Here is a 26,662-nt window from a genome sequence, read left to right as displayed (position 1 = left end):
TTCTCAATGTATAAGATATATAAACTTTATTAAGGGAGAAAAGAATTATGACATGAAAGATACACCACATCCGAATGATGCATATTTACTCATTGAACACTTACTCATATATGCCTTGTATAAAAATGGTTCTATAAAAAGTAAAATAACTAGTAAATTAAAAAGTTACCATCATGCATAAAGAACTAATTTTTAAATCCCATAGGCATACTACAACTCACACTTGAGAGTGATCCAAACATTATCATGGGCAATCCATTCTTTTTAGTTCTCTCTCCCTTTGGGAGAGAGTTAGAGAGAGGTTTGTTAGAAAATATCATTTTCCGCTCAAACTATGCCTAGAATCATCAATCAAAAAAATAAGCCCTCTAAAAAGAGGGCTTAAAATTAAAGATCATGCACGACTAGAGAATTGATTTTAAGCGTTTAACAACTTCTTTACATTGGTCTAAATCTGCTACGAGAGCAAGACGAACATGGCTTTCACCTGGGTTTCCTTGTTCAGTATCACGAGATAAATAACGACCCGGTAAGACTTTGATATGTGCTTTTTCCATCAGCATTTTGGCAAAAGTTTCATCATTATCTACCTTTAACCAATAATAGAAACCCGCATCAGGCTTTTTCAGTGGTAGCAAATCACCTAATTCTTGTTGGAATAAATCAAATTTAGCACGGTATTGTTTACGGTTTTCTTCAACATGTGCCTCATCATTCCATGCAGCAATCGATGCCAATTGATGTTGTACTGGCATTGCAGCACCGTGGTAAGTGCGGAATTTTAAATAAGGTTTTAATAGACTAGCATCACCTGCAACGAAGCCAGATCGCATACCTGGTAAATTAGAACGTTTAGACAGAGAGTGGAATACGATACAGTTTTTATAGTCATCACGACCTAGTTCAGCACAAACTTCGAGTAATCCTACAGGGGCTTCATCAAACCATAGTTCTGAATAGCATTCATCAGATGCGATGACAAAATTGTATTGATCAGAGAGCGCAATTAATTTTTTGAACTGTTCTTTTGAAAGAACAGCACCTGTCGGATTTCCGGGTGTGCAGACAAAAAGTAAAGCTGTCTTCTCCCATACTTCTGCAGGGACAGTATCGAAGTCACCAAGGTAACCATTTTCTTCAGTACAGTTGATGAAATAAGGTTGAGCGCCAGCGAGTAAAGCTGCACCTTCGTAAATTTGATAAAAGGGATTCGGCATAACTACATAAGGCGCTTCATCACGATTAATCAGCGCTTGTACGAATGAGAAAATTCCTTCACGTGTGCCAGTCACAGGTAAAATATGATCTTCTGCGCTAATAGCATTTAATTTGAAACGGCGTGTGAGCCATTGCGCAATACTTTCACGTAATTCTGGTAAGCCTTTACTGTTTGGGTATGTCGAAAGATGATTGAAGTTATCGACAATAGCTTGTTTTACGAATTCAGGTGCAGGATGTTTTGGCTCACCAATTGACAATGGAATTAACGGAAGATTTGCAGGTTTTACATCCTGAAAAAGTTTATTCAACTTTTCAAATGGATAAGGATGTAATAGGTTTAAACTAGAGTTCATGAAACAGTTACCGTCGGGTTAAATCTAAATTTTAATGATGATTACAGACCTGATTTGAAGCTTCATCTAATGCTGCTTTTAATTGTTCAGCAAAAGCCTGAGCTTCAGTTAAATTCATAGGTTCGCCATTCTTTTTGGTTACAAAGAAAATATCTTCTGCGCGCTCACCCAAGGTGGCGATTTTCGCGGAATGGATATCGAGACCTTGCATCATAAATAAGCCACCGATACGGGCAAGTAATCCAGGCTGATCGAGGGTAGAGATCTCGACCATATTTTGCTGCAGCGCCTCGTTCAACGTAATATCAATTGTGTTTTCGATATCAAAATGACGAAGTTGGCGTGGTATACGGCGTTGCATTAAACCTGGATAATTTTGTGAATCTGTTAATGCGTGCACCAATGATTCTTTTACCGTATTTTCACGTTCTGGATCTGTCACTAATGTGCCAAAACGATCAAGCACCACGTAGGTGTCTAAGCTAAAGGATTTAGTTGCTGTAATAATGCGTGCATCTTGTACATCTAGATTCATACGATCTAGAACTGCAACAGTGGTGGCAAAAAGATTAGGTTGATCTTGAGTGTAAATAAAAATCTGCACAGCATCTTGCGCTGATTTACGGTGCGCGCGCATCATCACCAATGGTGCTGAATTATCACCATGATCTAGGATTGCACGTGTATGCCATGCGACTTCATCTGCAGTTTCTTTGAGGAAGTATTCGTCACCAAGTTCTTGCCAAACTTTTTCAACAGCTTCTAAAGCATAATCATTGACAAGTAATTCACTTGCTGCAAATTTGGTATCTTCGATCAGCATTTGGTAATCGACAGGACGTCCCAAACCACTACGAATAACGTCACGAGCATTGGTATATAACTGACGCATGAGCGATGCTCGCCATGTGTTCCAAAGCTTAGGATTGGTTGCGTTAATGTCAGCCACTGTAAGCGTATACAGATAGTCTAAGTGTTCCATATCACCTAGCTTCTCGGCAAAATCTTTTACAACATCTGGATCAGAAATATCTTTTTTCTGCGCAGTCATCGACATCAATAGATGATTTTGGATCAACCACGCAACAAGATTACACTCACGCTCAGTAAAACCGTGCTTGCTACAGAACTCAATGGCATCAACCGCGCCCAATTCACTATGGTCTCCACCACGGCCTTTGGCGATATCATGGAACAAAGCAGCGAGGAATACGATGTCTCGGCGCACCAGACGCTGGAATACCGAACTTACGACAGGAAAATCTTTAGCAAATTCTGGCGCTTTAAAACGATTTAAATTTCGTAAGAGTAGGAGCGTATGTGCATCTACAGTATAGATATGGAATAAATCGTATTGCATAAGGCCCATGATTTGTCCAAATGCAGGAATATAGTTGCCGAGTACACCATAACGTTTCATCGCAAGCAATGTTTCATATAAGTTATTTGGTGATCGGATGATCGCCATAAACAAGGCTTGATTAACTGGATTGTCTCTATACGCTTGATCAATGCGTTTTGCAGCTAAAGTAAGCAATCGAAGTGTACGAGCTCGAATACCATCAATATCAGGGCGATTTGCTAGGATATAGAAAATCTCAAGGATGGCTGTAGGCTTCTCTGCAAAAATTTTATGGTGTTGAACTGCGAGTTTACCATCCACCAATTTGAAGTTTTCATTCACTTCTTCAATTTTACGCTCATAGTTGGGTAAGCGAGGAGTGATGACTGATTCATTAAAATAGGCGAGTAGCATTTCATTCAGGGTTGAAACCTGCTGAGCTGCTCGATAGTAGCGTTTCATGAACTGTTCAATTGGATAATTGATATGTTCACCTTCGACTTTGTGGTAACCAAATTTTGCTGCGATATCGCGTTGGTAATCAAACAATAGTCGGTTTTCATCACGCTTAGTTAAGCGGTGTAAATGATGACGAATTTCCCAGAGAAAATTCTCAGCATCTTCGAGCACCCCAAGTTCAAACTCAGAAATGAAACCTAAATGTACAAGATCGTATATACGATTTACTCGGAAATGCCGTTTTGCAATCCAACCAATTTGGTTAATGTCTCGAATGCCGCCCGGTGCATTTTTGATATCAGGTTCTAAATTACTTTCAGTGTTGTTGTGCTGAGCGTAGCGTTTGGCTTGTTCTTCCATCTTGGCATCAAAGAAGGTTTTATCCGTCCAAGTTTGTGAAACAACACGACGAGGCCATTTCGCTAAGTGTTCATTGCCAATAATTAAACGAGACTCAATGAGAGATGTTGCTACCGTTAAGTCATTCATGGCCTGTTCAAAGCACTGTTGAATGGTTCTTACACTTACGCCAGGTTTAAAATTTCCAACATCCCATAGAGAGGAAATAAAAATGGTAATGGCATTTTCTTGTTCTTGTGTAAGATCATCTTCTGAAAGGATCAGAATGTCGACATCAGAGTAGGGCATCATTTCACGACGACCATAACCTCCTACAGCGAACAAGCCCAGATCGGTTTGATCTAACTCAGCATGTTGCCAAAGGAATTTAAGTGCCTCATCAATCAGGTTAGATCGAGTGAGGATGATCTCACGTATCGCCTTACCATTTTCAAACTCATGTTGTAATTGATTTTCAACATCTGAGCGCCATTGATTAATTGCCTTGATGTCGTGATTACTCGAAACATAGTTTGCTAATGGAGACGTATTGATCATGAAATGATGGCCTACCTAATGAATTATTTGTTTTGATTTACAATTACTTTTGAAGCTGCTTCAGTCGCTAATTCGCGTGCAATGTCAGTTGTTTCAGCACGTGCAGTTGCGACCCCCATACGGCGACGTTTAAAACCTTCAGGTTTACCAAAAAGACGTAAATCGACATTAGGGTTTTGCATAGCAAGATTTACGCCAGAAAATGACAAATTCGTATCATCAACACCTGCATAGATCACAGCGCTTGCAGCAACACTGTGACGTTGCGTGTTCACTGGAAGACCTAAAATCGCACGGGCATGAAGTTCAAATTCACTTTGATATTGAGATGCAAGTGTGACTAATCCAGTGTCATGTGGACGAGGAGAAACTTCACTGAACCAAACTTGATCACCTTTAACGAATAATTCCACACCAAAAATACCGCAACCGCCGAGCGCTACTGTGACTTTATTGGCAATACGTTTTGCTTCATCAAGGGCAGCTGTGCTCATAGGTTGAGGTTGCCAGCTTTCTACATAGTCACCTGCATCTTGACGGTGTCCAATAGGATCGCAGAAGTGCGTTTCGATTTCTCCTGTTTCAGGATTTTTTGCGCGTACTGTGAGTAATGTAATTTCGAAATCAAAATCAATTTGCGATTCTACGATGACAGTACCTTGATTGACACGACCACCTGTTTGAGCATATTCCCAAGCAGCGTCGACTTCATCAAAAGATTTTACGCGTGATTGTCCTTTACCCGATGATGACATCACAGGTTTTACAAAATTTGGATAGCCAATATCATCACATGCTGCACGGAATGATTCCAAACTATTGGCAAAACGATAAGCCGAGGTTGGTAGCCCTAGTTCCTCAGCTGCGAGGCGACGAATTCCTTCACGATTCATGGTGAGATTCACGGCTTTCGCAGAGGGAATAACTACGGCAGTTTTAGCATCTTCGATTTCCACTAAGACTTCAGTGGCAATGGCTTCAATCTCAGGAACAATTAAATGAGGTTGAACTTGTTCAATCAGTTTTTTTAATTCTTTTGGGTCCGCCATATTCAAAGTGTAGGAATGATGAGCAACTTGCATGGCAGGTGCATTGTCATAGCGATCTGCTGCATGTACTTCTACACCTAATCGTTGTAATGATATTACCACCTCTTTACCCAACTCACCTGAACCCAATAATAGAACTTTAAACGCCGAAGATTGAAGTGGAGTACCGAGTGTAATAAGCATTTGATTCATCCGTGCTTGATATTATGGACTTTTAGCATATCAGAACTAAATCCTCTTGAGCGCGATGAATACAAGAAAAAGCAAGAAATTATTTTGATATCGTTTAATTTTTTTATTGATAAAAATTTATAAGCCTTATCCGAGGATCAGGCTTATAAATTTAGAATCTGAATGAATAATACGCGAGAAATATTTTAAAGTGGGAAATAGGTATACACCAAACCGTATGTGAGTGCCGCTGTGAGTGTTGCAGGTACAATCTGTTTAAATTTGAAATATAAACCCGAGAGCACAATAAAACCAATTAACATGGCAACGCTCTTATTGGGTGTTTCTAAGAGCGGCGGTAAAGTCGCGACCACGAGCATTGAACTGATTGCTGCAATACCGATTGATCCAAGGGCGATTTTAAGCCAAAGAGCACCGCGTTTCTGGCGACCTTGTTGTAGTTTCTGAATCACAAAAAAAGGACCAAAGCGTGAGGCGAAATTCGCGATGCCGACTAGAATACCGACACAAATAATTTCTAGATTCATGATTGTTCACCTGTGTGCAAAGGATCATGTTGCTTCAGTACATAATGTTTAAACAAACCAGCCAAAATACCAGAGCTTATGCCAATGAATATCGCTGCGGATAAATCGATAAAGTAACACGAAATAGCAGAAACAATAATGGTGATGGTCACGACAAAGGTATGTTTTTTCTCAAATGCAGCCAATAAAAAGCTCAAGAAAAGTGCAGGTAATAGAAAGTCGAGCGCTGCTTGCAAAAATTGGGGGAGATGACTGACTTGATCTGCAAATAAGCCTCCGAGAAAAGATCCAAGTGCCCAAGACAACCAGCTAAACAGACTCAGACCTAACATCCAAGATTCAGACCATTCTTGACGGCGTTGCGAAAGTTTAATCATGCCTGATGCAAAGACTTCGTCGGTCAAGCCCCATGACCAAATTGCTGTTTTTTTCAGATTGAGTTTATCTTGAATTAAGTTTTGTAAAGCAGGGCCATATAACAAATGTCGAATATCAAGTGCTATTACAGTTAAGGCTGTCATCCAGATAGAAGTGCCACTGCCGAGTAAGGCAACCACCAAAAATTGACTGGCACCTGCATACATCGAACAGGATAAAAATAATGCTTCCCACGCCGTAAATCCAAATTGAGTTGCCGATACACCAAACGCGAATGAAACAGGCAAATAGGTGAAAATGATGGCTTGACTGTCTTTGGCACCTTGCCAAAAACCTGCCGGTGTCATGTGTGGGGAGCTTGATTGGGTCACGATAAACCTAATTGGAGATTGGAACAAAAGGTATAAAACGAGATTGAGTATTCTACCCGAATTTACTAGCATAGTGCCGAATAGTTTATTAGAGCGATGTCATGTTTGCGATTCAATCTCCCTTTAAATTAGCTGCATTGACTACATTCCTCATCTTCACTTTATCCGGTTGTGGTGGTCAGGCAGAAACTGCCGATGAAAAGGTTGAAATTAAAGAAGCACCGAAGCTGACTAATGACGCAACTGAATATGCAAATCATGCTTGGCAATTGATTAATCAGGTTGATCCTATTCTGTATCAAGCCAATAAAGCGCTTATACCATCACAAGTACGCGAGCCTGTGCGTCAATTGGTACTGGATTGGCGTATTAATGTCAAAATGACCGACTCAGTGACTGAAGGGAAATATGCGCTTTGTCGTAAAGCGCTAACAACCATAGATGCTTGGGCACGTGCAATCGTGGAAAATGAGGGCCAGCTCGCACAGCGTCAAGCCAATTATGAACGCGATAAAGCGCAGTGCAAAACTGCAATTGAGCAACCAGAATTAGGAAACACTAAGGCGTATACAAAATTATTTTAAGTGACCCTAGCGACCCCAATACAATGATTAATCCAGATTTTACTGAAGCACATCATCTTTAATCGATTAAGCTTGATCGGCTAAAGCTTTAAGTTGATTAAGATTAATCACCTCAATTTTTTTAAATGCAACTTTAATTGCGCCAATTTTTTCTAAATGCTGTAGTTCTTGATTAATGGTCTGTCTTGAGCAGACCAACATTTGTGCCAATTGTTCTTGAGATAGGTTGATGGTGTTTTTTTCAATCTCTTTGAGATTACCGTATCCATTTAAGATAAAGATTAATCTTTGTGCTAAACGTTGAATAAGGGGTTGTGTTTGAATAGAGACCAACTCCATGAAAGCATAACGGAGTTTATGACTCACCAATTGAGCCAGATAAAACCAAAATTTTGGATATTGTTCTAAAATTAGATCAAGTCCTACACGACTTATTTTGAGGATTTTGGATTTTTTACTGGTAATCGCATGATGAGAGCGGGGTTGTTGATCAATCAACGAAATTTCACCAAACCACATAATGGGATCTGCGATAACTGTCACCGCCTCACGACCTTCTACGTCAATATGTGCTAAACGAACAGCACCATCAATCACGGCATAAATGCCATCAAATTGATCAGCTTTAGAAAATATCAGTTGTTCTTTGCCATATTCAATGAGCTGTGCATGTTCGAGCATCAGCTGTTGTAGTTCATGATCAAACTGGCTAAACCACCAATTATTTTTTAAAAGATAAACGTATTGATTTGAAAGCAAAATTTTCCCTTTTTATGCTGATTATTTGTCGTCTAGTCGACAACTTATTGGTTTATATTTATATATAGTGAAGGAAATAGTCAGAAAAAGGAATGATAACATGACTCGTTTAGAGAGCTTGCTTGGACAATATGCAGCTTATCACCTAGATCGAAAAAACGTATTTTCGCATTTTATTGGAATTCCCTTGATTGTATTTTCGATCTTGTGTTTTGCAGCCAAAGCGCAATTTACAGTTGCTGGATATTCCATTGATCTTGCAATGTTATTGATCGTCGCATCAGTGATTTATTACTTGAGTTTGGATCTCATTTTTGGTGTGGTAATGGCATTGCTATTTGCTTTAATTTATCAACCAGCCACACAAGTAGCAGCTTTAGCGACATCCTCTTGGGTATTGGTAAGTGCTGGATTTTTTATTGTGGGATGGATTATTCAATTTATTGGGCACTATTATGAAAAGAAAAAACCAGCTTTTGTGGATGATCTTGTAGGGCTCGCTATAGGTCCTTTATTTGTGGTAGCAGAATTTATATTTCTTATTGGTTTACGTAAGAAACTGGAAGAGAAAGTATTGGTTCGAGCTAAACAATTACGCTATGAAATGGACCATAAACACGTAAATCACTCGAGTACTTCAACTCAAAATCCATGATCTCATTCTTTTAAATAATCTTTGCAAAAAAAACAGCCTTTCGGCTGTTTTTTAATAACTTAAACGTTGAAACGGAAATGTAAAACATCACCATCTTGAACGACATAAGTTTTACCTTCAAGACGCCATTTTCCAGCTTCTTTAGCGCCAGCTTCGCCGTTGTATTGAACAAAATCGTCATAGGCAATGCATTCTGCACGAATAAAGCCTTTCTCAAAATCAGTGTGAATCACACCAGCAGCTTGAGGAGCGGTCGCACCGATTTTTACAGTCCAAGCACGAACTTCTTGAACGCCTGCAGTGAAATAAGTTTGTAGGCCAAGTAAGCCATAACCTGCACGAATAACCACGTTAAGACCTGGTTCTTCCATGCCCATCGCTTCTAAAAATTCAGCACGCTCATCATCTTCAAGCAAAGAGATTTCAGCTTCGATTTGGTTGCAAAGCGGAACTACAATAGCATTCTCTTCTGCCGCTAATTTTTTAACAGCATCAAGGTGCGGATTGTTTTCAAAACCATCTTCAGCAACGTTAGCAATATACATTGTTGGTTTAAGGGTTAATAAACCAAAGCCACGAACTAATTTGCGCTCGTCGTCATCAAGATCAGCTGCGCGAGCAGGGCGACCTTCATCAAGTAATGGCTGAATTTTTTCTAGTACAGCTTTTGTTGCAACAGCTTCTTTATCACCACCTTTCGCAGACTTTGCTAAACGTGTAACCGCTTTTGATACTGTTTCTAAATCTGCTAAAGCAAGCTCAGTGTTAATAGTTGCAATGTCATCAAGTGGGTCAATTTTGCCGTTCACGTGAATAACATTTTCGTCTTCAAAACAACGTACTACGTGTGCAATTGCATCAGTTTCACGAATGTTGGCTAAGAATTGGTTCCCTAAACCTTCACCTTTAGAAGCACCAGCAACTAAACCTGCGATGTCTACAAATTCCATTGTGGTTGGAATAACACGTTGAGGTTTAACAATAGCAGTTAATTTATCTAAACGTGGATCTGGAACAGGAACGATGCCGGTGTTTGGTTCAATGGTACAGAATGGGAAGTTTTCTGCAGCAATAGCAGCTTTCGTCAATGCATTGAAAAGTGTAGATTTACCAACGTTCGGCAAGCCGACAATACCGCAATTAAAACCCATGAAAAGACTCACACAGTGTTATTTAAAAATTGACGGTGATTTTACATCAAAGCCATGACAAAGTCAGGTCATGGCTTGGATGTTTCTCGAAAACACAGATGAGACTCAATTGAATAGTGTGAATTAGATTTTACGTTTGTCCAAACTATGTGCCAATTGATCACCCAAAGCTTGAATCAGCATGACCAATACGACTAATACGATGATCACCGCCAACATAATTTGCATATCGAAGCGTTGGTAGCCATATCGGTAGGCGATGTCACCTAAACCACCCGCACCAATAGCACCCGCAATCGCAGAGGAATTGATCATGGTCACAAGCGTGACAGTAAAACCTGCAACAATACCAGGCAGTGCTTCTGGTAAAAGCACATGCCAAATAATTTGTTTGCGATTACAGCCCATGGCTTGTGCAGCCTCTATGAGTCCATGATCAACTTCTCGTAGACTGACTTCCGCAATACGTGCGAAAAAAGGTGTAGCCGCAATAGTTAAAGGTACAACTGCAGCCCATACCCCATAGCTTGTCCCCACAATTAGTCGAGTGAAGGGAATGAGCGCCACCATTAAAATTAAGAAGGGAATAGAGCGCGTAATATTCACTACCCAACCCAAGGCATGATTGATTTTTTTTGACGGAATAATCCCATTTTCTGAGGTGTTGACTAGGATTACAGCTATAGGCAATCCAATAAGAAGCGCTAAAAATGCAGAAATACCGACCATTAATAAAGTATCAATAGTGCCTGTAATTAAAAGATCAATGAGCTGGTTGTGCATAGCCAAGCACCTCGATTTGTGATGTTTTATGGTGGAATTGCTGATGGAGCGTATGCACATCAACATCTAATTGAGGAATACCTACGATGAGTGAGCCAACCAGATGATGTTGAATAGTGTCTACATGGCTTTGATATAAATGCACAGGCAGTGTAATTTTAGAAAGTACATCATTTAAGTTGGGAGGATTTTTTAAATCAGTTGCATAGCTGATTTTCAAAATGGTATGCGTTAAATGTGTAGCTCGCTCTTGATGTAACTGGAATGGCAAATCAAGCTGTTCCAAATTGAGGAGTTCTTGCGTGATTTTCTGCTGGGGACGAGAGAAGACTGACCAAACTTGCCCTGATTCAACGATTTCACCTTGATCAATAACCACCACTTGATCGCAAATTTCACGAATTACCTGCATTTCATGTGTAATGAGAACGATGGTGAGTCCTAATTTTTGATTAATTTCCTTCAGTAAAGATAGAACAACAGATGTGCTTTCTGGATCAAGTGCCGATGTTGCTTCATCGCACAATAGTATTTCAGGTTTACTGACCAATGCACGGGCAATCCCAACACGTTGTTTTTGCCCACCCGATAATTGTGATGGATAGTGATGATGCTTTTCAGCTAAACCGACCAGATTTAAAATCTCATCCACACGAGTTTGAATCTCAGCAGCAGGCACTTTTGCGATTTTCAATGGAAGCGCGACATTTTCCCAAACTGTTTTGGCAGATAGTAAATTAAAATGCTGAAAAATCATGCCAATACGCTGGCGTAGGGCGATTAATTCATTGTGATTAAGCTGCCCTAGATCATGTTGATGTATATGAATACTACCATCAGAAATAGTTTCTAACCCATTTAAGGTGCGAATCAATGAAGATTTGCCCGCACCACTTTTGCCGATAATGCCGAAAATTTTTCCTTCGGGAATATCCAAATTAATGTTTTTGAGTGCGTGAACTTGTTTTCCTTGTACATCGTAATACTTATTTAAATGACGAATTGTAATATGGGGTACTGCAAATTCAATGTGTGAACCAAAACTCACCATGATCATTCTCCTTATTTCCAGCCTTCAAACCACAAACCTTGTCCAAAGTCTTTGTCTAGAATCTGACGGACTTTTGCAGAGTTTTGGAAGGTTTCAACCACAGTTTTTAATTTGTCATCCTGATCTTGATAATCTCGACGCGTTACAAACAAAATCGCAAATTTTTTATTAATCGGATCTAATAACAGTGCAGAAGTAGGATCAGCAACTTTTGCCATTTTCAAATAATGAGGAAAACCCATAATTAAGTCAGCTTCATTGTAAGCATGCGCGGTTTGCGGGCCTTCAACTTCAATAATCTTGAGTTTTTTAGGATTACTGATAATGTCTCGGGTGCTGGTGAGCTCATTATTAATATCTTTGACTTGAATTAAGCCTGCACGAGCCAGCAAATTTAAACCACGTGCCATGTTAACTGGATCATTCGGTACGACTACTTTCGCTTGATCAGGTATTTCCTGTAGGGATTGATATTTTTTTGAATAAAGTCCGACATGACTGCCTGAACCTTTCGCAAAAGGCACAAGGTCATAGCCTGTTTCACGCACTGCATTCGCGAGAAAAACACTTTGTTGAAAGAAATTAGCGTCAATATCACCATTTTGCACAGCAACATTGGGTGCTTGCCAGTCTGAAAACTCAATCAACTCGAGATGGATTCCTTGTGCTTTTACATCCTCAGCGACACTTTGCAATAATTCAGCATAGGGTGGGCTAATGCCGATTTTAATCACTTTATCATTTGAGTTTTGACTGATATAACGATATCCCACTAAGGCCGCCAGTACTGCGACGATGATGACTGCAATTTTGATGAATTTAGATGATTGAGTTGAAGTAGACATGAACACTCCTTATTTCCAGCCTTTGAACCATAGTTTTTCACCAATATCCTCATTCAATGCTTGTTTAACTTTGTCTGAGCTTTGATAAATTTGGATAAATTTTTTCAGTTGAGCTGCTTTTTCAGGCTGAGTTTGTTCAAAGTCATCGCGAACAACAAATAAGATGGCATAAAGCGTGTTGTTAATTTCATCCAAAATTAAGGCATCATTTGGATCAATCGTTTGCGCTAAGCGTAGGTACATTGGATAGCTAAATACGAGGTCTGCATCATCTACGGCACGCGCAGTTTGCGGGCCTTCGACTTCAATAAAGTTCAATTTTTTTGGATTGGATTTAATATCTTTCAAGTTGGATAAGTGGTTGTTGGAATCCTTAAGTTGTATTAATCCAGCGTGTTGTAAGAGGAGTAGGGCGCGACCCTGATTCACAGGATCATTTGGCAGTACAACTCGAGCGCCATTTTCAACTTCACTAATCGCTTTATATTTTTTTGAATATAAACCGACATGTGTTCCTGAGCCGATGCCCAAGGGTTTGAGCTTAAAGTTGGTTTCTTTTAACGCATTATTCAAGAAAGGTTGATGCTGAAAATAATTTGCATCAATATCCCCATGATTTAGGGTGATGTTGGGTGTATTCCAATCTGAAAATTCTACCAAACGTACATGAATGCCTTGAGCCTTTGCTTCTTCAATTGCGGCTTGAAGTGGTTTTGCAAAAGGTGGGCTAATACCAATGACAATTTCTTGTTGATCATTTTTTTTCAAAAAGGACCATGCAAATGCTGCAATCACAATAATGGCGATTGCAACGCCGATCCATTTAAGTCGAGAAGACTGAGCTTGTGCCATAGAAAGACCCCTAAAGATTAAAAACTTAAGCAGAATGTTGGTGTATAGAATTTAAATTTGATTGTTGTGTATCTTGGTTTGAACTTGGACATCGGAAATGATGTGCAGGATGTGAATGTGGTAAATGATCTCCCGCATTGAATAGCTTGTGCCTTAAGCTACCCTCAGCATAGGCGGTCTTATAGCGACCGCGATGTTGTAGTTCAGGAATGACATAACGAATAAAATCTTGATGTGACTCTGGAGCGACTGTACGGGCAAGGTTAAAACCATCTAATCCAGAAATATCAATGAATTCGATTAGCTGTTGAGCAACTGTTGCTCCACTGCCAACAAATAAGGGATAACGTCCACCGAGTACATGCTGAGCTTTTAAATCTGCCAAAGTGACTTTGTTTTCCTTAAAGCGCTCATTTACAGAAACGATGCTATTGGTTTTTTTATATGGAATAGCATCCTCATCTTTTAGATGACCTAAGTCTGTTCCGATTGAGCTTGAGAAATGCGCAATGCCAGCTTCAGGACTTGCATATCGAATATATTCCTGCAGTTTTTCTTGCGCTTGTTGATCTGTTTCAGCAGTGACGACAGTGATGCCGGCAAATAATTTAATAGCTGTACCGTGACGACCTTGTGATTGTGTTAATTGGCGAATCTTTTGTGTTTGAGACGCAATTTTTTCAGCGGTATCTCCACCAATAAACATGGCTTCTGCATGCCGAGTGGCAAACTGTAGTCCTTTAGGTGATGTTCCCGCTTGATATAGCACAGGTGTACGTTGCACTGAAGGCGAGACTTGGAAGACGCCGTGACTGTTATAGAACTGTCCTTGATGGTGGATCGTATGTACTTTAGTCGGATCGGTAAAAATGCGATTGAGCTTATCTTGGATGACAGCATCATTTTCCCAAGAGCCTTCCCAAAATTTGTAGCAGAGTTCTAAAAATTCTTCAGCTTGTTCATAACGTAAATCATGATCTTTCAGTCCTTGCTGACCGACCAATCGCGCTGCGCTATCCAAATAGCCTGTGACGATATTCCATCCCAAACGTCCTTGGGTCAGATGATCCAGACTCGCGAAGCGACGAGCAAATTGATAAGGAGATTCATAACTTAAGTTCACTGTAATACCGAAACCCAAATGCTGTGTGACGGCTGCCATTGCAGACACCAGCGTGCTTGGATCATGGCTCGGCAGTTGAATTGATTCTTTCAAGGTTAGATCAATGCCATTTTGATAGACATCGTAAACGCCAGTAATATCGGCAATGAATAATCCATCGAAAAGACCTTCCTCTAAAGTTTGAGCAAGTTCTGTCCAATAACTTAATTCATTAAATCGGTAGGATTGATCACGTGGGTGTGTCCAAAGCCCATGGTTGATATGACCTACACAATTCATATCAAATGCATTGAACAGGATCTGTTTTTGAGGTTTCGATTGAATTTTTGTCATTACAGCGTACCTCGTCTTGGGGGGAATACGCCGTTTAAAACATAATTGGCTATGAAGAAATATTTCCAACGCGCTGGATCATGCAAGGTATGAACACGTGCGTTTCTCCAGTATCGGTCAAGATTATCTTGTCGTTGACTTCCACGACTACCAGCCAGTTCAATCAGTTTTGACGAGACTTTTAGTGCAGTCTCGGTACTGTGTGCACGTGCTTTAGCCACTTGAATAGAAGCATGTGCAACTGAATGTTCTGAAGGGGAGACTTTGGCATCTTGAACCGCTTGCGCTGCTTGTTTTAGTAGTAACTCGGTGGCCTTGACGTCTGTTGCAATTCGACCAATTTCGTATAGTGTCAAAGGGTCTTGAGTGGCATGTTCAACTTTTGCATCTATCCAAGGGCGTGCTTGACGAACGCGTATTAATGTTTCTTCAAAAGCAGCTCGAGCAATGCCTGTTTCAATTGAGGCATGAATAATTTGTGCAAATGGACCTGAAATGGTGGCAGTTGAATAAGCCAAATCAAAAGGGACTATATCCTCTGGGTCAATCTGTACATTTTCAAATTTAACAGTCCCACTGCCTGTGGTACGTTGACCAAATCCACTCCAGTCATCTAATAGGCTTAAGCCTTCGCTATCATATGGAACAAAGACTAGAAACTGGCGCTCTTGTTCATCACTAGCAAGGGTTGGAATACGGTGAGCGAATAGACTGCCAGTGCAATAAAATTTTTCTCCATTGAGGACATAACCATTTTCGACTTGTCTTAAAGAGGTATGGCGTTGTGCTGCATTTTTAGTTTTAAACTCAGCCAAGGCATTTCCAAAGCGAGCACCTTGTAAAACTTCAGTAAATAAACGTCTTTTTTGAGCCTCAGACCCAGTATTCCTCAAAATTTCAAGTGCATAGAAATGATTTTGTGGAATTTGTCCGATAGAGCCATCAACACCACTCATTAATGCGATGATTTTTGTCAGTGTATGAATAGAAACATCGGCACCGCCATATTGTTGAGGTACTGTAATGGCCCATAAGCCAGATTGACTGTACGCTTCGATTTCTTCATGAGGAAGCTCACGATTTAAATCTCGTTCAGATGCACGGTACTTAAACTTTTCTGCAAGTTCGTGTGCGACTTTTAATGCTTCTTCATCAGAGCGAATAATATGCGCTGGTCTATAACTGCCTGATTCTTGGATCTCTAAAGCTTGTAAAGATGACATGATGACTCCTTAAATCCAGGCATGACGTGCAGGAAAAGTATGGTTTAAGTAATACGAACCCAGCGCGTGAAGTTTCCAGCGAATAGGATCATGAAGGGTATGTACACGTGCATTTCGCCAGTGTTGATCAAAATTATGGACATTGAGGCTGGCGCGACTTCCCCCGAGCTCAATCAACTTTTCTGAGATATGCAGTGCAGCATCATTGGCATAGACTTTAGCTTCAGCAACTTTGATCGAAGCTTCAGCAATCTGTTCATCAGAGAGTTGTTCAACTACATTGAGTGAATCTAAATAATCAGCTGCTTCATCAAGCAAAAGAATGGCGGCATCTAACAAAACATTAGCTTTGCCAACTTCTTGTAAGGTGAAATACTCATCACTGGCACGCTCAACTTGTGCATCCACAATTGGGCGTGCTTTACGGATCGCAAACAACATGTCCTCAAATGCTGCTTCAGCAATACCAACATCGATAGCCACTTGCATCAGCTGTGAAAACGCGCCTCTAAAATTAGGGACGTCCAATAATTTTCTTTCATCAAAAATCAGTAATGGATCAACTTCAACATGGTCTAAAATCACTGTGCCACTTGAAGTGGTACGTTGACCAAATCCATCCCAGTCATTGATGACTTCGATACCAGTGGATTCACGGTTCACTAAAATTAAAACCACGTGACCTTCAGGGTGTATGGCTTTGATGGCTAACCAATGTGCAAATGAACTGCCTGTAGAATAGAATTTTTTTCCTGAAACTCGATATTTCCCATCCTCCAAAACAAGGTGTGTGTCTAAAGTCTTGGTATCTTTGGTATGTCGTTCTGGCCCCCCATTGGCAAGACGCTTACCTTTTAAAATTTCGTTGAAAATAAATTGCTTTTGTTCATCGCTTCCCATGATGTTGATCATATTGAGCAATGCAATTTGATTTTGTGGAATTTGCCCTAAACTTGAATCCGCTTTATTTAGAATACGAAATACTTGGGCGAGGGTACGATGAGAGACTTCAGCACCGCCATAGACGTGGGGGATGCGCAAGCCTCCTAAACCTTTTTGGCTGAATAGTTCAATTTCTGCAAATGGTAAAGCTCGTTGTTGGTCACGGTGATTGCGACCTTCGAGCGCATAATCAGCAACATGATAGGCTGCATGAATGGCGTCTTGATCATTTTCAATAACATGAACATTTTCAGTAATTAAACGAGACATAGATCAATTCCTCTTTGAGGAGATATACGCTACGCCCATAGAATATTTTTTTTAAATGCTGGTTTTTGTGGAACTATTCAAAAAAAATGCTTAAGACAAATATAGATATCGATTGAAAAATATTAGAAAACTTAAATTATTGATTGATAATGAATTTTAATAAATCACAGTGCTCTAAACACGATGAATTCATTTAGACTTTGCAATAAAAAAGATAAAGATTTGCTAAACATTTATAATTTAACGGATTCATATTTCCAAAAATAACAATTTAAGTTGCAATTGATGCATTATCACATTGTGTTTTGGCATAGGGTTGCATAAAGTAAGCAAAACAATAAATCCTATGATTGATCAAGACTTCGGAGATTTTATGCGCATCCTTTACCAGTTTCCTTTATCTCACTTTTGTGAAAAAGCTCGCTGGTTACTTGATCATAAGGAATTGGATTATGTTGCTCAAAATATGATTCCGGGCGTACATCGTGCATTCGCAAAATTAAAAACAGGTCAAAACTCTCTGCCGATATTACGCGATAAAGAAAAGTGGATTGCAGATTCAACCCAAATTGCCCTGTATTTGGATGATGTCTATCCAGAGCATTCATTGCTCAGATCAGATTTAAAGTTAAGAAAAAAAGCAATTGAAATTAATGACCTGAGTAATCAATTGGGTGTATCCGTGAGGCGGTGGGGGCTTGCTCAAGCTTTATCTGAAAGCGATGAGCCGCTAGAAATCATGATTGGTGAAAAAGGATATCTGAGAAAATTTCAAAAGATCAGTAAGCCACTTATTAAAACTTTAGTTTCAACCAGCTATCAACTCGATGATGAACAAGTTTCACTTGCTAAAGAAAACATGCATGAAATTATTTTGCAGTTAAATGATCAATTGATTCACAATCAATCTCGATATTTGGTAGGAGATCGTTTAGGTTTGGCAGATATCGCCGTTTGTTCAATGCTTGCTCCACTACTCGAGATTTCTGGTACACCTTGGGAAAGAGAATATCATCAGCCAGTTTCATCTGAATTTGTGGAATATCAAAATCAATTGCTTGATTTGCCGATAGGACAATATGTTAAACGTATTTATGCCAATGAACGAAATGCGCGGGTAGATTGGCGCGGGATATAACAGAGCATATTTTCTGTTATGTTGTCTGATTAGTTAATTTATTTTCATTTGAATCGATATTTTTGAAAAAATAACGCATAATCATTTTGTGCCATGAAAATATTGAGAAGAAGATGGAATTAGATCGTTACGATAAACAAATTTTAGAAATTCTTACGCATGAAGATTTGAATCTGAACGAGCTTTCGGAGCGTATTAACCTGTCTGTAAGTTCAGTGCACCGTCGTATTAAACATCTCATCGAAACCAATATCATGACAAATTTAAAGCGTGATATTAACTATCAAAAATTGGGGTTTAATTTACATGTGTTGTTACAAGTATCATTGAGTAAGCATGACTCAGATACTTTTGCAAAATTTTTAGATGAACTTAAAAGTATTCCTGAAGTGATCAATGCTTTTTTAGTCACAGGGCAATCTGCTGATTTTATTATAGAAGTTGTTGCTCGTGATATGGAAAATTATAGCCAGATTTTGTTACAGCGAATTGGTAAAATTGATCATGTTGTGGCATTGCATTCAAGTTTTGTCATTAAAGAATATGATGTATTTAACTGTCATGGTTTATTGAGTAAAGCATAATTCAAGCTTGCAAAAAAAGACGCCTTTCAATTAAAAAAACGCACCAGAAGGTGCGTTTTTTTAATTCTGAATATGGATTAAGCATCCAATTGCGCTAAAACCTCTTCAGAGAACTCAACGTTGGTATATACGTTTTGTACATCATCTAAATCTTCAAGCATATCAATCATTTTCATGATTTTTTTCGCTTGATCGATATCTGTGATTTCTGCTTTAGTTGAAGGGTTCATCACCACTTCTGCATTGTCAGATTTTAAACCTGCAGCCGCTAAAGCATCTTGCACTGTACCAAAAGACTCTGGTGTGGTGATCACAAGAATTTCATCTTCTGTCACTTCAATGTCTTCTGCACCAGCTTCCAACGCAACGTCCATAATTTGGTCTTCTAAAGAAACATCTTCAAAAGTAATTTCACCACGTTTAGTGAAAAGGAAAGCAACAGAGCCGTTAGTACCTAAGTTACCATCTGTTTTAGAGAAGCAGTGACGAACATCTGGTACGGTACGGTTTAAGTTATCAGTCATTGTCTCAACAATAACGGCTACACCACCAACACCATAACCTTCGTATGTGACTTCTTTTAAATCATCATTGTCTTCACCACCAGCACCACGCTGAATGGCACGGTTGATGACATCACGAGTCATGTTAACGGACAATGCTTTTTCAACAACTGCACGAAGACGTGGGTTGCTTGCTGCATCTGGACCACCGAGTTTTGCAGCTGTAACTATTTCACGAATATATTTTGTGAAAACTTTACCACGACTAGCATCTTGTTTAGCTTTACGATGCTTAATATTGGCCCACTTGGAATGACCCGCCATGCGAAATATGCTCCTTGTAGATTGGCCTTATGCCTAATCAAATCTGCGAAATTCTACCATAAGGGCTTTTTTTTAATAAAGACCCTTATTTTAGCAATTGATCAAGATCAGGCTTTATTCTTCGGTTCAGGAATAATAATGTCTAAACCTGTATGTTCCTTATAAAGTTCCTGAATCAATTTCAAATCATGATCCAACTCTGATGGCATGATTTTGCCAAAAATTCCGCCTTGTTTGGTTTTTTGGTTCACAAACAAGAAAACGATAGGGACGTTTGCGGCTTTTGCGATATGCCAAAAACCGGTGCGGATCGGTTTACGTTGTTCACCATTTTTCGCACGAGTCGCTTCAGGCGCAATCACGAGATTAAATTTGTCATTGGAGTTGAAGAGTTCAACCATTTGCGCCACGATATCTTTATTTGAGTGACGGTCAACTGGAATACCACCAACCCCTTCTAGAATTGGCTTAAAAGGTCCTTTGAATAGTTCTTTTTTAATTAGTGTGTGAATCGGGATATCATGGATTTGAAACAGTGCGATTGAGAGTACAGCATCCATCATCGTGGTATGTTCAAAACCGATAATGACTTGTTTATCACCAAGAACATTCGGTTCAACATGATATTTGACACCAGCAAGTTTAAATGCCATTTCGGCAATGTGTTTTTTCATGATTCACAGAGATATTTGAATTTTATATGGCAGAGTTTCTTACTTCATTTTAAAAAATTCAATCCCTTTAGTAATAAATTATAGAAAAATTGACTACTAAATTTAGATTTTATCTGCAAACTTTACATCCTCGACGCTTACCAAAAATTCATAATTTTTCACATATTTGTGACTGAAATTCTATAGATGATCAAGATCGTACGTGATTTGTAAACTGCGATGAATAAATTTTGGTCAAGCTGAAGATAAAAAAATGAAAAACCTTGTTTTTGAATTTGATATTGGCTAGTATTCTGATTCGAAAATACTTGAGAAATCAGTATTTATAGGGCCTATAGCTCAGTTGGTTAGAGCAGCGGACTCATAATCCGTTGGTCGACAGTTCAAGTCTGTCTGGGCCCACCATATATATCAGGTACTTAGAAAATATTTTTCTATGTGCTTTTATTTGAATTTAGCTAATGTAAGCTATATGTAACTAAAATTATTATTATTTAATTGGGAAGTGTTGAAAGTAATCTTCAATTCTTGATTAAATTTTTGGAATAGTATCAATCAGCATTGATACTATTCTTAAATACTATACACCAATAAGATCTCTAATATCAGATAACCTCCATCTAGCGCCTTTTTGCGTAAAAATAGGTTTTAAATCTCCACGTCCTTTACAAGCCCAAACCCTTAACGTATTTGGCTTTAGTCCTAATATAATAGCAGCATCTTTAGAGCTCACTAAGCTAACACCAGAATGTATTAATTGATGTAATCTTTCTTCATCCCTAATACTGTTCATAGTTACCTCCAATTTAAATTAAATGGTAAACATCAATGTGATATTTACCTTATTAACTTAAAGTAGAAAAACTATAATTGTAAAGTCAATATTGTCTTAAAATTGTTTGTAAATGTTTGAATATTATATAATATTTAAATAATGGGTTTATTCTAAATTTATTAAATATATTTAATAAAATTAAAGATTACTTATTATTTTGGAGAGTGTTTCTATTTTAATTTCACAATCTATATAATCATTATCTAAATCATTTTTATGATTTAATATTTGATAAGCTAAACTGGGGTACTTGGATATAATTTCATCTGTAAATACTAATTGTGTGGATATTTTCCTCTTGTACTCTTCTAAACTATGTAGATCATTTTCGAGTTCAATCTTATTTAAGAGAAGTTTTCTTTTTTCTTTTAATAAGTTTGTTTCAGTGTAGAGATTAACACCAGGATTTGTTGGAGATTTTTCGTAGGTCAAATAGCCATTTTGGATGAGAGTGCGAATGGCTTGATAAGTTTTCATTTGTAATTCGTATTTATCATACGCATTGTTATCAATAATTTTTTGCCAAAAAAACTTAGCTTCGCATTTGTTAATCGTAAATTCTTTCAAGATGTGTATCAATTGACTATTGAAAGGAGAATTAAGCTCGAACATTGATAAAACCTAACACAATAATGAGGATTATAGTCCGTGGAAAAAGGAATATCAATTGCTGATAGTGCTCTTTTGTTTTTGGAAAATTGTTATGTCTGTTTTGGCGGCTCAGATTGGGGAGAAGATTAGGATACATCGAAAAAATAATAAACTTTCTCAAGAGAGACTAGCCTTAGTATGTAACATAGATAGGAGTTATTTAGGTCGCATTGAAAGAGGTGAAGTAAATCTAACAGTTGAAAAGCTTTATGAGATTGCTAATGAGCTTAAGGTTCCAGTAGCGGATTTGTTACCTTAAAAATAGCTTTAAATCTGGATTTCCATAATTCTGATGTAATGCATTATATTTCTTTTAAAAATTTAAATAATTATCTCAAAAATATCAATTTATTCAAATTGAACCAATAATTTCACAAATCTTGCAACTAAATATCTCGATTAAGTATGTACATCTTTAAATACTCTTACTTTCAATAAAAATATTTAAGAATTTTTTCAAAAAAAATAAAGATTTAGCTTGCTTATTTTGAGTTAAAATTTATGAATAAACTATATTTTTGTGATCATGAGCGCAATTAGGTGCTTGAATTTAGTTTTAAGCAGTATATCTAAGAAGACTATTAAGATATTAAGAATCAATATATTAGTGAGTCTATTGATTAAAATATTGATTTTGAAATGAGTGTAGAGGGTAAAAGATGTATCAACAAATTGGAAGTATTAATGACCTATTACTAAAAGTAGAAGAGGACAAATATATTCTTCCAGCGATTCAGCGTGAATTTGTGTGGAAGCCAGATCAAATTTGCCAATTATTTGACTCCATCATGCAAGGGTATCCTTTTGGTACATTCTTATTTTGGAATATAGAGAAGCAAAATATTAATAAGTATAAATTTTATAAATTTATACTGAATTATGATGAAAAGAATAACCAATATTGCGAGTACTATGAAAATATTCCACAAGAACAACATATCGCTGTTTTGGACGGACAACAACGTATTACATCATTGAATATCGGTTTAAGAGGTTCTTATACCAACCGGTTCGGAAAAGAGACATACCTCTATCTAAATGTGTTTGGACAGCCTAATACTGATGACAATACGGTTTACGATTTTAAATTCTTGACTGATGAACAAGCGAATGTAAAAGATTTAGAAAACTATTGGGTGCGAGTCGGTAAGTTATTGGATGGTAATGAATTTGGGTCTTCTACAGAATATTTAATTGAAATTAATACAGATATCGTAATGTATTTGTCATCTAACTTGCCACAACTCAATGAAGATAAAAGTAAATCTTTAATTGCGGATTGTCGGAAAACACTAAGTAAATTAAGTACTTATATTAATAATGAAAATTCTTTATCTGCTTATACAGAAAAGGAACAAAATATTGAAAAAGTATTAAGCATTTTTATTCGAATGAATAGTGGTGGGACACCATTATCATATTCAGATTTATTGTTATCTTTTACTGTTACGCAGTGGACTAAATTAAATGCTCGTGAAGAAATCAATGAGCTACTAGAAAGTATACGAGAAGACTCTGGTTTTAAATTCGAAAAAGATTTGATTTTGCGTGCAGGGTTGATGTTAGGTGAGGTCGGTAACCTTAGTTTCAAGTTATCGAACTTCAGTAAAGATAACATAGTCTTCATTGAAGAAAATTGGGATGAAGTAAAAGAATCTTTCTTGATGACTACTCAAATGCTCAAGGAGTTTGGAATAGATAATCAGCTATTGATTCATGATGTTGCTATTTTACCTATTGTTTATTACGTATTTAGAAAAATATTGCTGTCTACAGATGGAGCTAAATACAGAATTAGTCCAACTGATAAAACAGCAATGAAAAATTTACTTCTCATTAGTTTACTTAAAAAAGGAATTTGGACAAGTAACCTTGAAAGCCTGTTAGTTCATATTCGTAAGGCAATTAGTGAAGATCTAACAAACTACTCTATTGAAAATATTAAACACGCAATGGCAGATAAAGATAAGTCTTTAGTTTTTAATGAAGAAGATGTGAAAAGTCTATGTGATCTCCGATATGGTAAAGACAATGAAATTAAGTCATTACTTCTTTTGGTTTTCCCAGATTCAAGACTGATGGAAACTCATATTGATCATATCTATCCAAAAAGCATCTTTACAACAGCCAAAATGAAACGTCTGAATATTCAGAATGATGGTACGAATAAGCTGCAGATTTTAGCAAATACGGTTGCGAATTTACAGCTTATCCCAGGCTCAGTAAATATTGATAAAAAAGCGACACAACCTGCTGCATGGTTAAATAATTACTTTGAAGATGAGTCTTCAAAAAGAATGTATATGTCTAGCCAACTCATTGATGATTTATCGAGTGATTTAAATCAATTTGAAAGTTTTTGTATCAGCCGTAGAGAAAAAATTGAAGCGAAATTAAGAAAAATTCTTGAGGTTAAAGAACTAAACACATCTTATAAAAATGATACTGTTCTTGGTGGTTTGAAACTTAATTTAGCTAAGCTATCAAAAACACAAATTAAATTTATGGAAAAAGTAAGTGCTTGGCTCAATATCGCTTCAGAAAATATAAATTTAAATTTCATATTAAATCAGTTGTCGAATCATAGTTTCACCACTAAAGTAGATCGTGAGCCAGCAGAGACGATTAAAAATAGCATTATCATAGATTTATATCGATTGCTTGATAGTTTTGATAAAACGAAGGACATGAAACAACAAGCATATAAAAGTGGCTATTTTAAAGTTGATGAGAGGGATTCACTAACAACTTTTGAATTGGATCAGTATATTTTTGAAGATTTAATGAGTTTCATGACTTATGGTGATCCAAGAGAAATAGAGATTCTGAAACAGAGATTTGGCTTAAATAAAATAAAACCAATGACTTTAGAAGAAATTGGTGAAACCCTAAGTTTGACAAGAGAACGTGTACGTCAAATAGAGAAAAAAGCATTGATTGATTTGCGTAAACGCATGAGAGTGTCAATACCAACCATTTGGGAGAATCTTAATCAAAATGCGACAAGTCAAATGGATCAACTTTATCCTCTGTTAGCTAAAGAATTTAGTGATATTAAACACTTTTTAGCTTTCTTAGACTTATTGTGTGAATTTCAAAAGAATGATTTATCTAAGGTAATTTTCCCTGAAATTAATATTAAAGAGTTAATTGAGGAATGGTGTTTATGGAATACGTTACCAATTACAGTGAGTGAAGCAGTTGCATTAATTCAAGATGGAATGGGATGTACTGCACAGGTTGCATATAACGCTGTTGACTATAATGTCACTATAGGAGAGCTACGTAAGGTAGAAAATGGGGAGGAGGAAGCGATCATGCCGAATTCATTGTCTAAAATGCCTGCAGTAGTACAAGCTGCTTTACACTTTGAACAGGGTCAAAATTTCAGAGAAATACATCAGAAAGCAAATGAATTAGCAATTTGTACGAGTGTTTTCCCAGAAGAACGACAAGATAATTCTATTATGTTTGCGGTAGAAAAAAACTTCCTCTTCCAAAGTGACCGTGGTGGTTATTCACATATAAAATACTTCCCAATATCTGAAGACTCTTACCCTTCAATTTTTGAAGAAGTAAAAAAAATATTAGAGCGAAACTCTGAGCTTAATACAGCAAATTTACGTATGCAGATTTATGAAGTGAGTGAAATACTTCAACAATATGAGTATTTTACAATTCGTCATCTCATTCGTAATTTTGGAGAAGATTATGGGATTTACTTTAATGGTAAATCTGGTGCAGATACGGTAAGCCTACAAGCGGGTGTGAAGCCACAGGGACAATTACAGACTATTTTAAACTTAATGGTAAGTACAAATAAGCCAGTTACCCGAAATTCTTTAGCTAAGCAAATTAGAAGTGGTTCTGAAAATCATGCTGCTTTTTATTTGAATGAGCTAATGGAGATGGGTAAGGTTGTTAGGATTTCTGCACATGAGTACGCATTAGCAGAAAATGCCTTTAAAGATATCAATATTAAAGATATACTTTCAGAAATCGTTAATATTCTAACTTACTACAAAAAACCAGTTGAAGTTGGGATTATCGCTGAAAAAATTAATGTGAAATTGCATTTTAGCTATCCTAAGGCCTGGTATTTGCATTTAATTAAAAATCAGTCAAAGTTGATGGGGCTGGAAATATTTACTTTCCATAATTTAATTTCTTTAAGTGATATTAATGATCAGTCAATTCAAAAAGTGATCAAAGGACTAGGTGTTGAACTTATAAATTTCGATCAGGTTTACAATAATGTCTTAAAATACATTGTTATTGGTAAAACTGAAGTAAGAAATGCTATGAATAACTTAAGAAATAGTAAGTAATAGTTAAATGTTGGATATAAGGTAAGATCGCCAAAATATTTAGTAAATGCTGAAGTTAATATGAAACTTTATATTTATTTACGTCTTACCATTTGTATCCTCATTTAGCTAAATTTAGTTAGAAAGACTTCTTGAACTAGGCTCTATTTAAACAGCTGCAAAATATATTTTTGTAATAGATCTCTTTCATAAATCAAAAAAAGATCTATCCCTTGCTGATTATTTGTACCGAATAATTTTAAATATTCATGCATAATTTGTGAAT

At 37.4% G+C, this 26,662-nt stretch carries 24 protein-coding genes and 1 tRNA gene; 7 read left to right on the top strand and 18 right to left on the bottom strand.

The features are described 5' to 3' along the window. Positions 1-404 precede the first annotated feature (404 nt). The 5 genes from dapC to AC1M9L_RS01525 form a co-directional block, all read right to left on the bottom strand. Positions 405-1,574 (bottom strand): succinyldiaminopimelate transaminase, encoded by a 1,170-nt coding sequence (dapC, locus tag AC1M9L_RS01545; RefSeq protein ID WP_481591146.1) that lies wholly within the window; start codon positions 1,572-1,574, stop codon positions 405-407. 31 nt (positions 1,575-1,605) lie between these two features. Beyond that, on the bottom strand, positions 1,606-4,272 hold the full coding sequence (glnD, locus tag AC1M9L_RS01540; RefSeq protein ID WP_481591145.1) for a [protein-PII] uridylyltransferase: 2,667 nt from the start codon (positions 4,270-4,272) through the stop codon (positions 1,606-1,608). 23 nt (positions 4,273-4,295) lie between these two features. Further along, a complete protein-coding gene (gene purT, locus AC1M9L_RS01535; protein ID WP_481591144.1) occupies positions 4,296-5,513 on the bottom strand; it encodes a formate-dependent phosphoribosylglycinamide formyltransferase in 1,218 nt (405 codons plus the stop codon). A 185-nt stretch (positions 5,514-5,698) separates the two neighbouring features. After that, entirely contained in the window at positions 5,699-6,040 is a 342-nt protein-coding gene (gene ygaH / locus AC1M9L_RS01530; RefSeq protein WP_179998205.1) for an L-valine transporter subunit YgaH, read from the bottom strand. Further along, on the bottom strand, positions 6,037-6,765 hold the full coding sequence (locus AC1M9L_RS01525; RefSeq protein WP_180027874.1) for an AzlC family ABC transporter permease: 729 nt from the start codon (positions 6,763-6,765) through the stop codon (positions 6,037-6,039). The genes ygaH and AC1M9L_RS01525 overlap by 4 nt, the downstream gene beginning before the upstream one ends. Positions 6,766-6,890: 125 nt before the next feature. On the opposite strand from AC1M9L_RS01525, the gene AC1M9L_RS01520 reads away from it, so the two are divergent. Continuing rightward, positions 6,891-7,373 (top strand): hypothetical protein, encoded by a 483-nt coding sequence (locus tag AC1M9L_RS01520; protein ID WP_035264529.1) that lies wholly within the window; start codon positions 6,891-6,893, stop codon positions 7,371-7,373. A 66-nt stretch (positions 7,374-7,439) separates the two neighbouring features. Here the strand turns inward: AC1M9L_RS01520 and AC1M9L_RS01515 are convergent, their stop codons facing one another. Beyond that, positions 7,440-8,132, bottom strand: coding sequence for a Crp/Fnr family transcriptional regulator (locus AC1M9L_RS01515; protein ID WP_481591143.1), 693 nt, complete (start codon positions 8,130-8,132; stop codon positions 7,440-7,442). A gap of 100 nt (positions 8,133-8,232) precedes the next feature. Here AC1M9L_RS01515 and AC1M9L_RS01510 point away from each other — a divergent pair, with 100 nt between their 5' ends. Then, the gene (locus tag AC1M9L_RS01510; RefSeq protein ID WP_481591142.1) at positions 8,233-8,787 is read left to right on the top strand and encodes an Mpo1 family 2-hydroxy fatty acid dioxygenase; all 555 of its coding nucleotides are present in this window, start codon (positions 8,233-8,235) and stop codon (positions 8,785-8,787) included. A 59-nt stretch (positions 8,788-8,846) separates the two neighbouring features. On the opposite strand, the gene ychF is transcribed toward AC1M9L_RS01510, so the two are convergent. The 8 genes from ychF to AC1M9L_RS01470 all read right to left on the bottom strand — a co-directional run bounded on the left by ychF (position 8,847) and on the right by AC1M9L_RS01470 (position 17,360). Next, the gene (gene ychF, locus AC1M9L_RS01505) at positions 8,847-9,938 is read right to left on the bottom strand and encodes a redox-regulated ATPase YchF (protein ID WP_035264512.1); all 1,092 of its coding nucleotides are present in this window, start codon (positions 9,936-9,938) and stop codon (positions 8,847-8,849) included. 123 nt (positions 9,939-10,061) lie between these two features. After that, on the bottom strand, positions 10,062-10,721 hold the full coding sequence (locus tag AC1M9L_RS01500) for a methionine ABC transporter permease (RefSeq protein ID WP_481591141.1): 660 nt from the start codon (positions 10,719-10,721) through the stop codon (positions 10,062-10,064). Then, entirely contained in the window at positions 10,702-11,772 is a 1,071-nt protein-coding gene (locus AC1M9L_RS01495) for a methionine ABC transporter ATP-binding protein (protein ID WP_481591140.1), read from the bottom strand. The genes AC1M9L_RS01500 and AC1M9L_RS01495 overlap by 20 nt, the downstream gene beginning before the upstream one ends. Before the next feature lie 11 nt (positions 11,773-11,783). Continuing rightward, positions 11,784-12,617, bottom strand: coding sequence for a MetQ/NlpA family ABC transporter substrate-binding protein (locus AC1M9L_RS01490; RefSeq protein ID WP_481591139.1), 834 nt, complete (start codon positions 12,615-12,617; stop codon positions 11,784-11,786). 9 nt (positions 12,618-12,626) lie between these two features. Then, positions 12,627-13,469, bottom strand: a complete 843-nt coding sequence (locus AC1M9L_RS01485; RefSeq protein WP_481591138.1) for a MetQ/NlpA family ABC transporter substrate-binding protein — start codon at positions 13,467-13,469, stop codon at positions 12,627-12,629. Positions 13,470-13,494: 25 nt separating this feature from the next. After that, a complete protein-coding gene (locus tag AC1M9L_RS01480; RefSeq protein WP_481591137.1) occupies positions 13,495-14,925 on the bottom strand; it encodes an LLM class flavin-dependent oxidoreductase in 1,431 nt (476 codons plus the stop codon). After that, complete coding sequence (locus tag AC1M9L_RS01475; RefSeq protein WP_481587041.1) at positions 14,925-16,148, bottom strand: SfnB family sulfur acquisition oxidoreductase; 1,224 nt, start codon at positions 16,146-16,148, stop codon at positions 14,925-14,927. Before AC1M9L_RS01475 ends, AC1M9L_RS01480 begins: the two co-directional genes overlap by 1 nt. A gap of 9 nt (positions 16,149-16,157) precedes the next feature. Further along, entirely contained in the window at positions 16,158-17,360 is a 1,203-nt protein-coding gene (locus tag AC1M9L_RS01470; RefSeq protein ID WP_481591136.1) for an SfnB family sulfur acquisition oxidoreductase, read from the bottom strand. A 373-nt stretch (positions 17,361-17,733) separates the two neighbouring features. Here AC1M9L_RS01470 and AC1M9L_RS01465 point away from each other — a divergent pair, with 373 nt between their 5' ends. Beyond that, a complete protein-coding gene (locus AC1M9L_RS01465) occupies positions 17,734-18,498 on the top strand; it encodes a glutathione S-transferase family protein (RefSeq protein ID WP_481587043.1) in 765 nt (254 codons plus the stop codon). Between the two features lie 113 nt (positions 18,499-18,611). Continuing rightward, positions 18,612-19,082 (top strand): Lrp/AsnC family transcriptional regulator, encoded by a 471-nt coding sequence (locus AC1M9L_RS01460; RefSeq protein WP_035264497.1) that lies wholly within the window; start codon positions 18,612-18,614, stop codon positions 19,080-19,082. Positions 19,083-19,159: 77 nt separating this feature from the next. Here AC1M9L_RS01460 and AC1M9L_RS01455 read toward each other — a convergent pair whose 3' ends face one another. After that, positions 19,160-19,909, bottom strand: a complete 750-nt coding sequence (locus AC1M9L_RS01455) for a YebC/PmpR family DNA-binding transcriptional regulator (RefSeq protein WP_035264495.1) — start codon at positions 19,907-19,909, stop codon at positions 19,160-19,162. Positions 19,910-20,016: 107 nt separating this feature from the next. After that, positions 20,017-20,583, bottom strand: a complete 567-nt coding sequence (locus AC1M9L_RS01450) for a 1-acyl-sn-glycerol-3-phosphate acyltransferase (RefSeq protein WP_171076734.1) — start codon at positions 20,581-20,583, stop codon at positions 20,017-20,019. Positions 20,584-20,911: 328 nt separating this feature from the next. On the opposite strand from AC1M9L_RS01450, the gene AC1M9L_RS01445 reads away from it, so the two are divergent. After that, a tRNA-Ile gene (locus AC1M9L_RS01445) sits at positions 20,912-20,988 on the top strand. Between the two features lie 175 nt (positions 20,989-21,163). Here the strand turns inward: AC1M9L_RS01445 and AC1M9L_RS01440 are convergent. Continuing rightward, on the bottom strand, positions 21,164-21,376 hold the full coding sequence (locus tag AC1M9L_RS01440; RefSeq protein ID WP_481591135.1) for a MerR family transcriptional regulator: 213 nt from the start codon (positions 21,374-21,376) through the stop codon (positions 21,164-21,166). Positions 21,377-21,556: 180 nt separating this feature from the next. After that, complete coding sequence (locus AC1M9L_RS01435; protein ID WP_481591134.1) at positions 21,557-21,985, bottom strand: hypothetical protein; 429 nt, start codon at positions 21,983-21,985, stop codon at positions 21,557-21,559. Positions 21,986-22,121: 136 nt separating this feature from the next. Between AC1M9L_RS01435 and AC1M9L_RS01430 the strand changes: the two genes are divergently transcribed. Then, the gene (locus AC1M9L_RS01430; RefSeq protein WP_481591133.1) at positions 22,122-22,328 is read left to right on the top strand and encodes a helix-turn-helix domain-containing protein; all 207 of its coding nucleotides are present in this window, start codon (positions 22,122-22,124) and stop codon (positions 22,326-22,328) included. 400 nt (positions 22,329-22,728) lie between these two features. Continuing rightward, on the top strand, positions 22,729-26,397 hold the full coding sequence (locus AC1M9L_RS01425) for a DUF262 domain-containing protein (RefSeq protein WP_481591132.1): 3,669 nt from the start codon (positions 22,729-22,731) through the stop codon (positions 26,395-26,397). Positions 26,398-26,662: the final 265 nt, after the last annotated feature.

Source organism: Acinetobacter sp. ANC_7511, from assembly GCF_056779975.1.
Note: the sequence above shows the minus strand (reverse complement) of the source record. Positions and strands in the feature narration are given on the sequence as shown.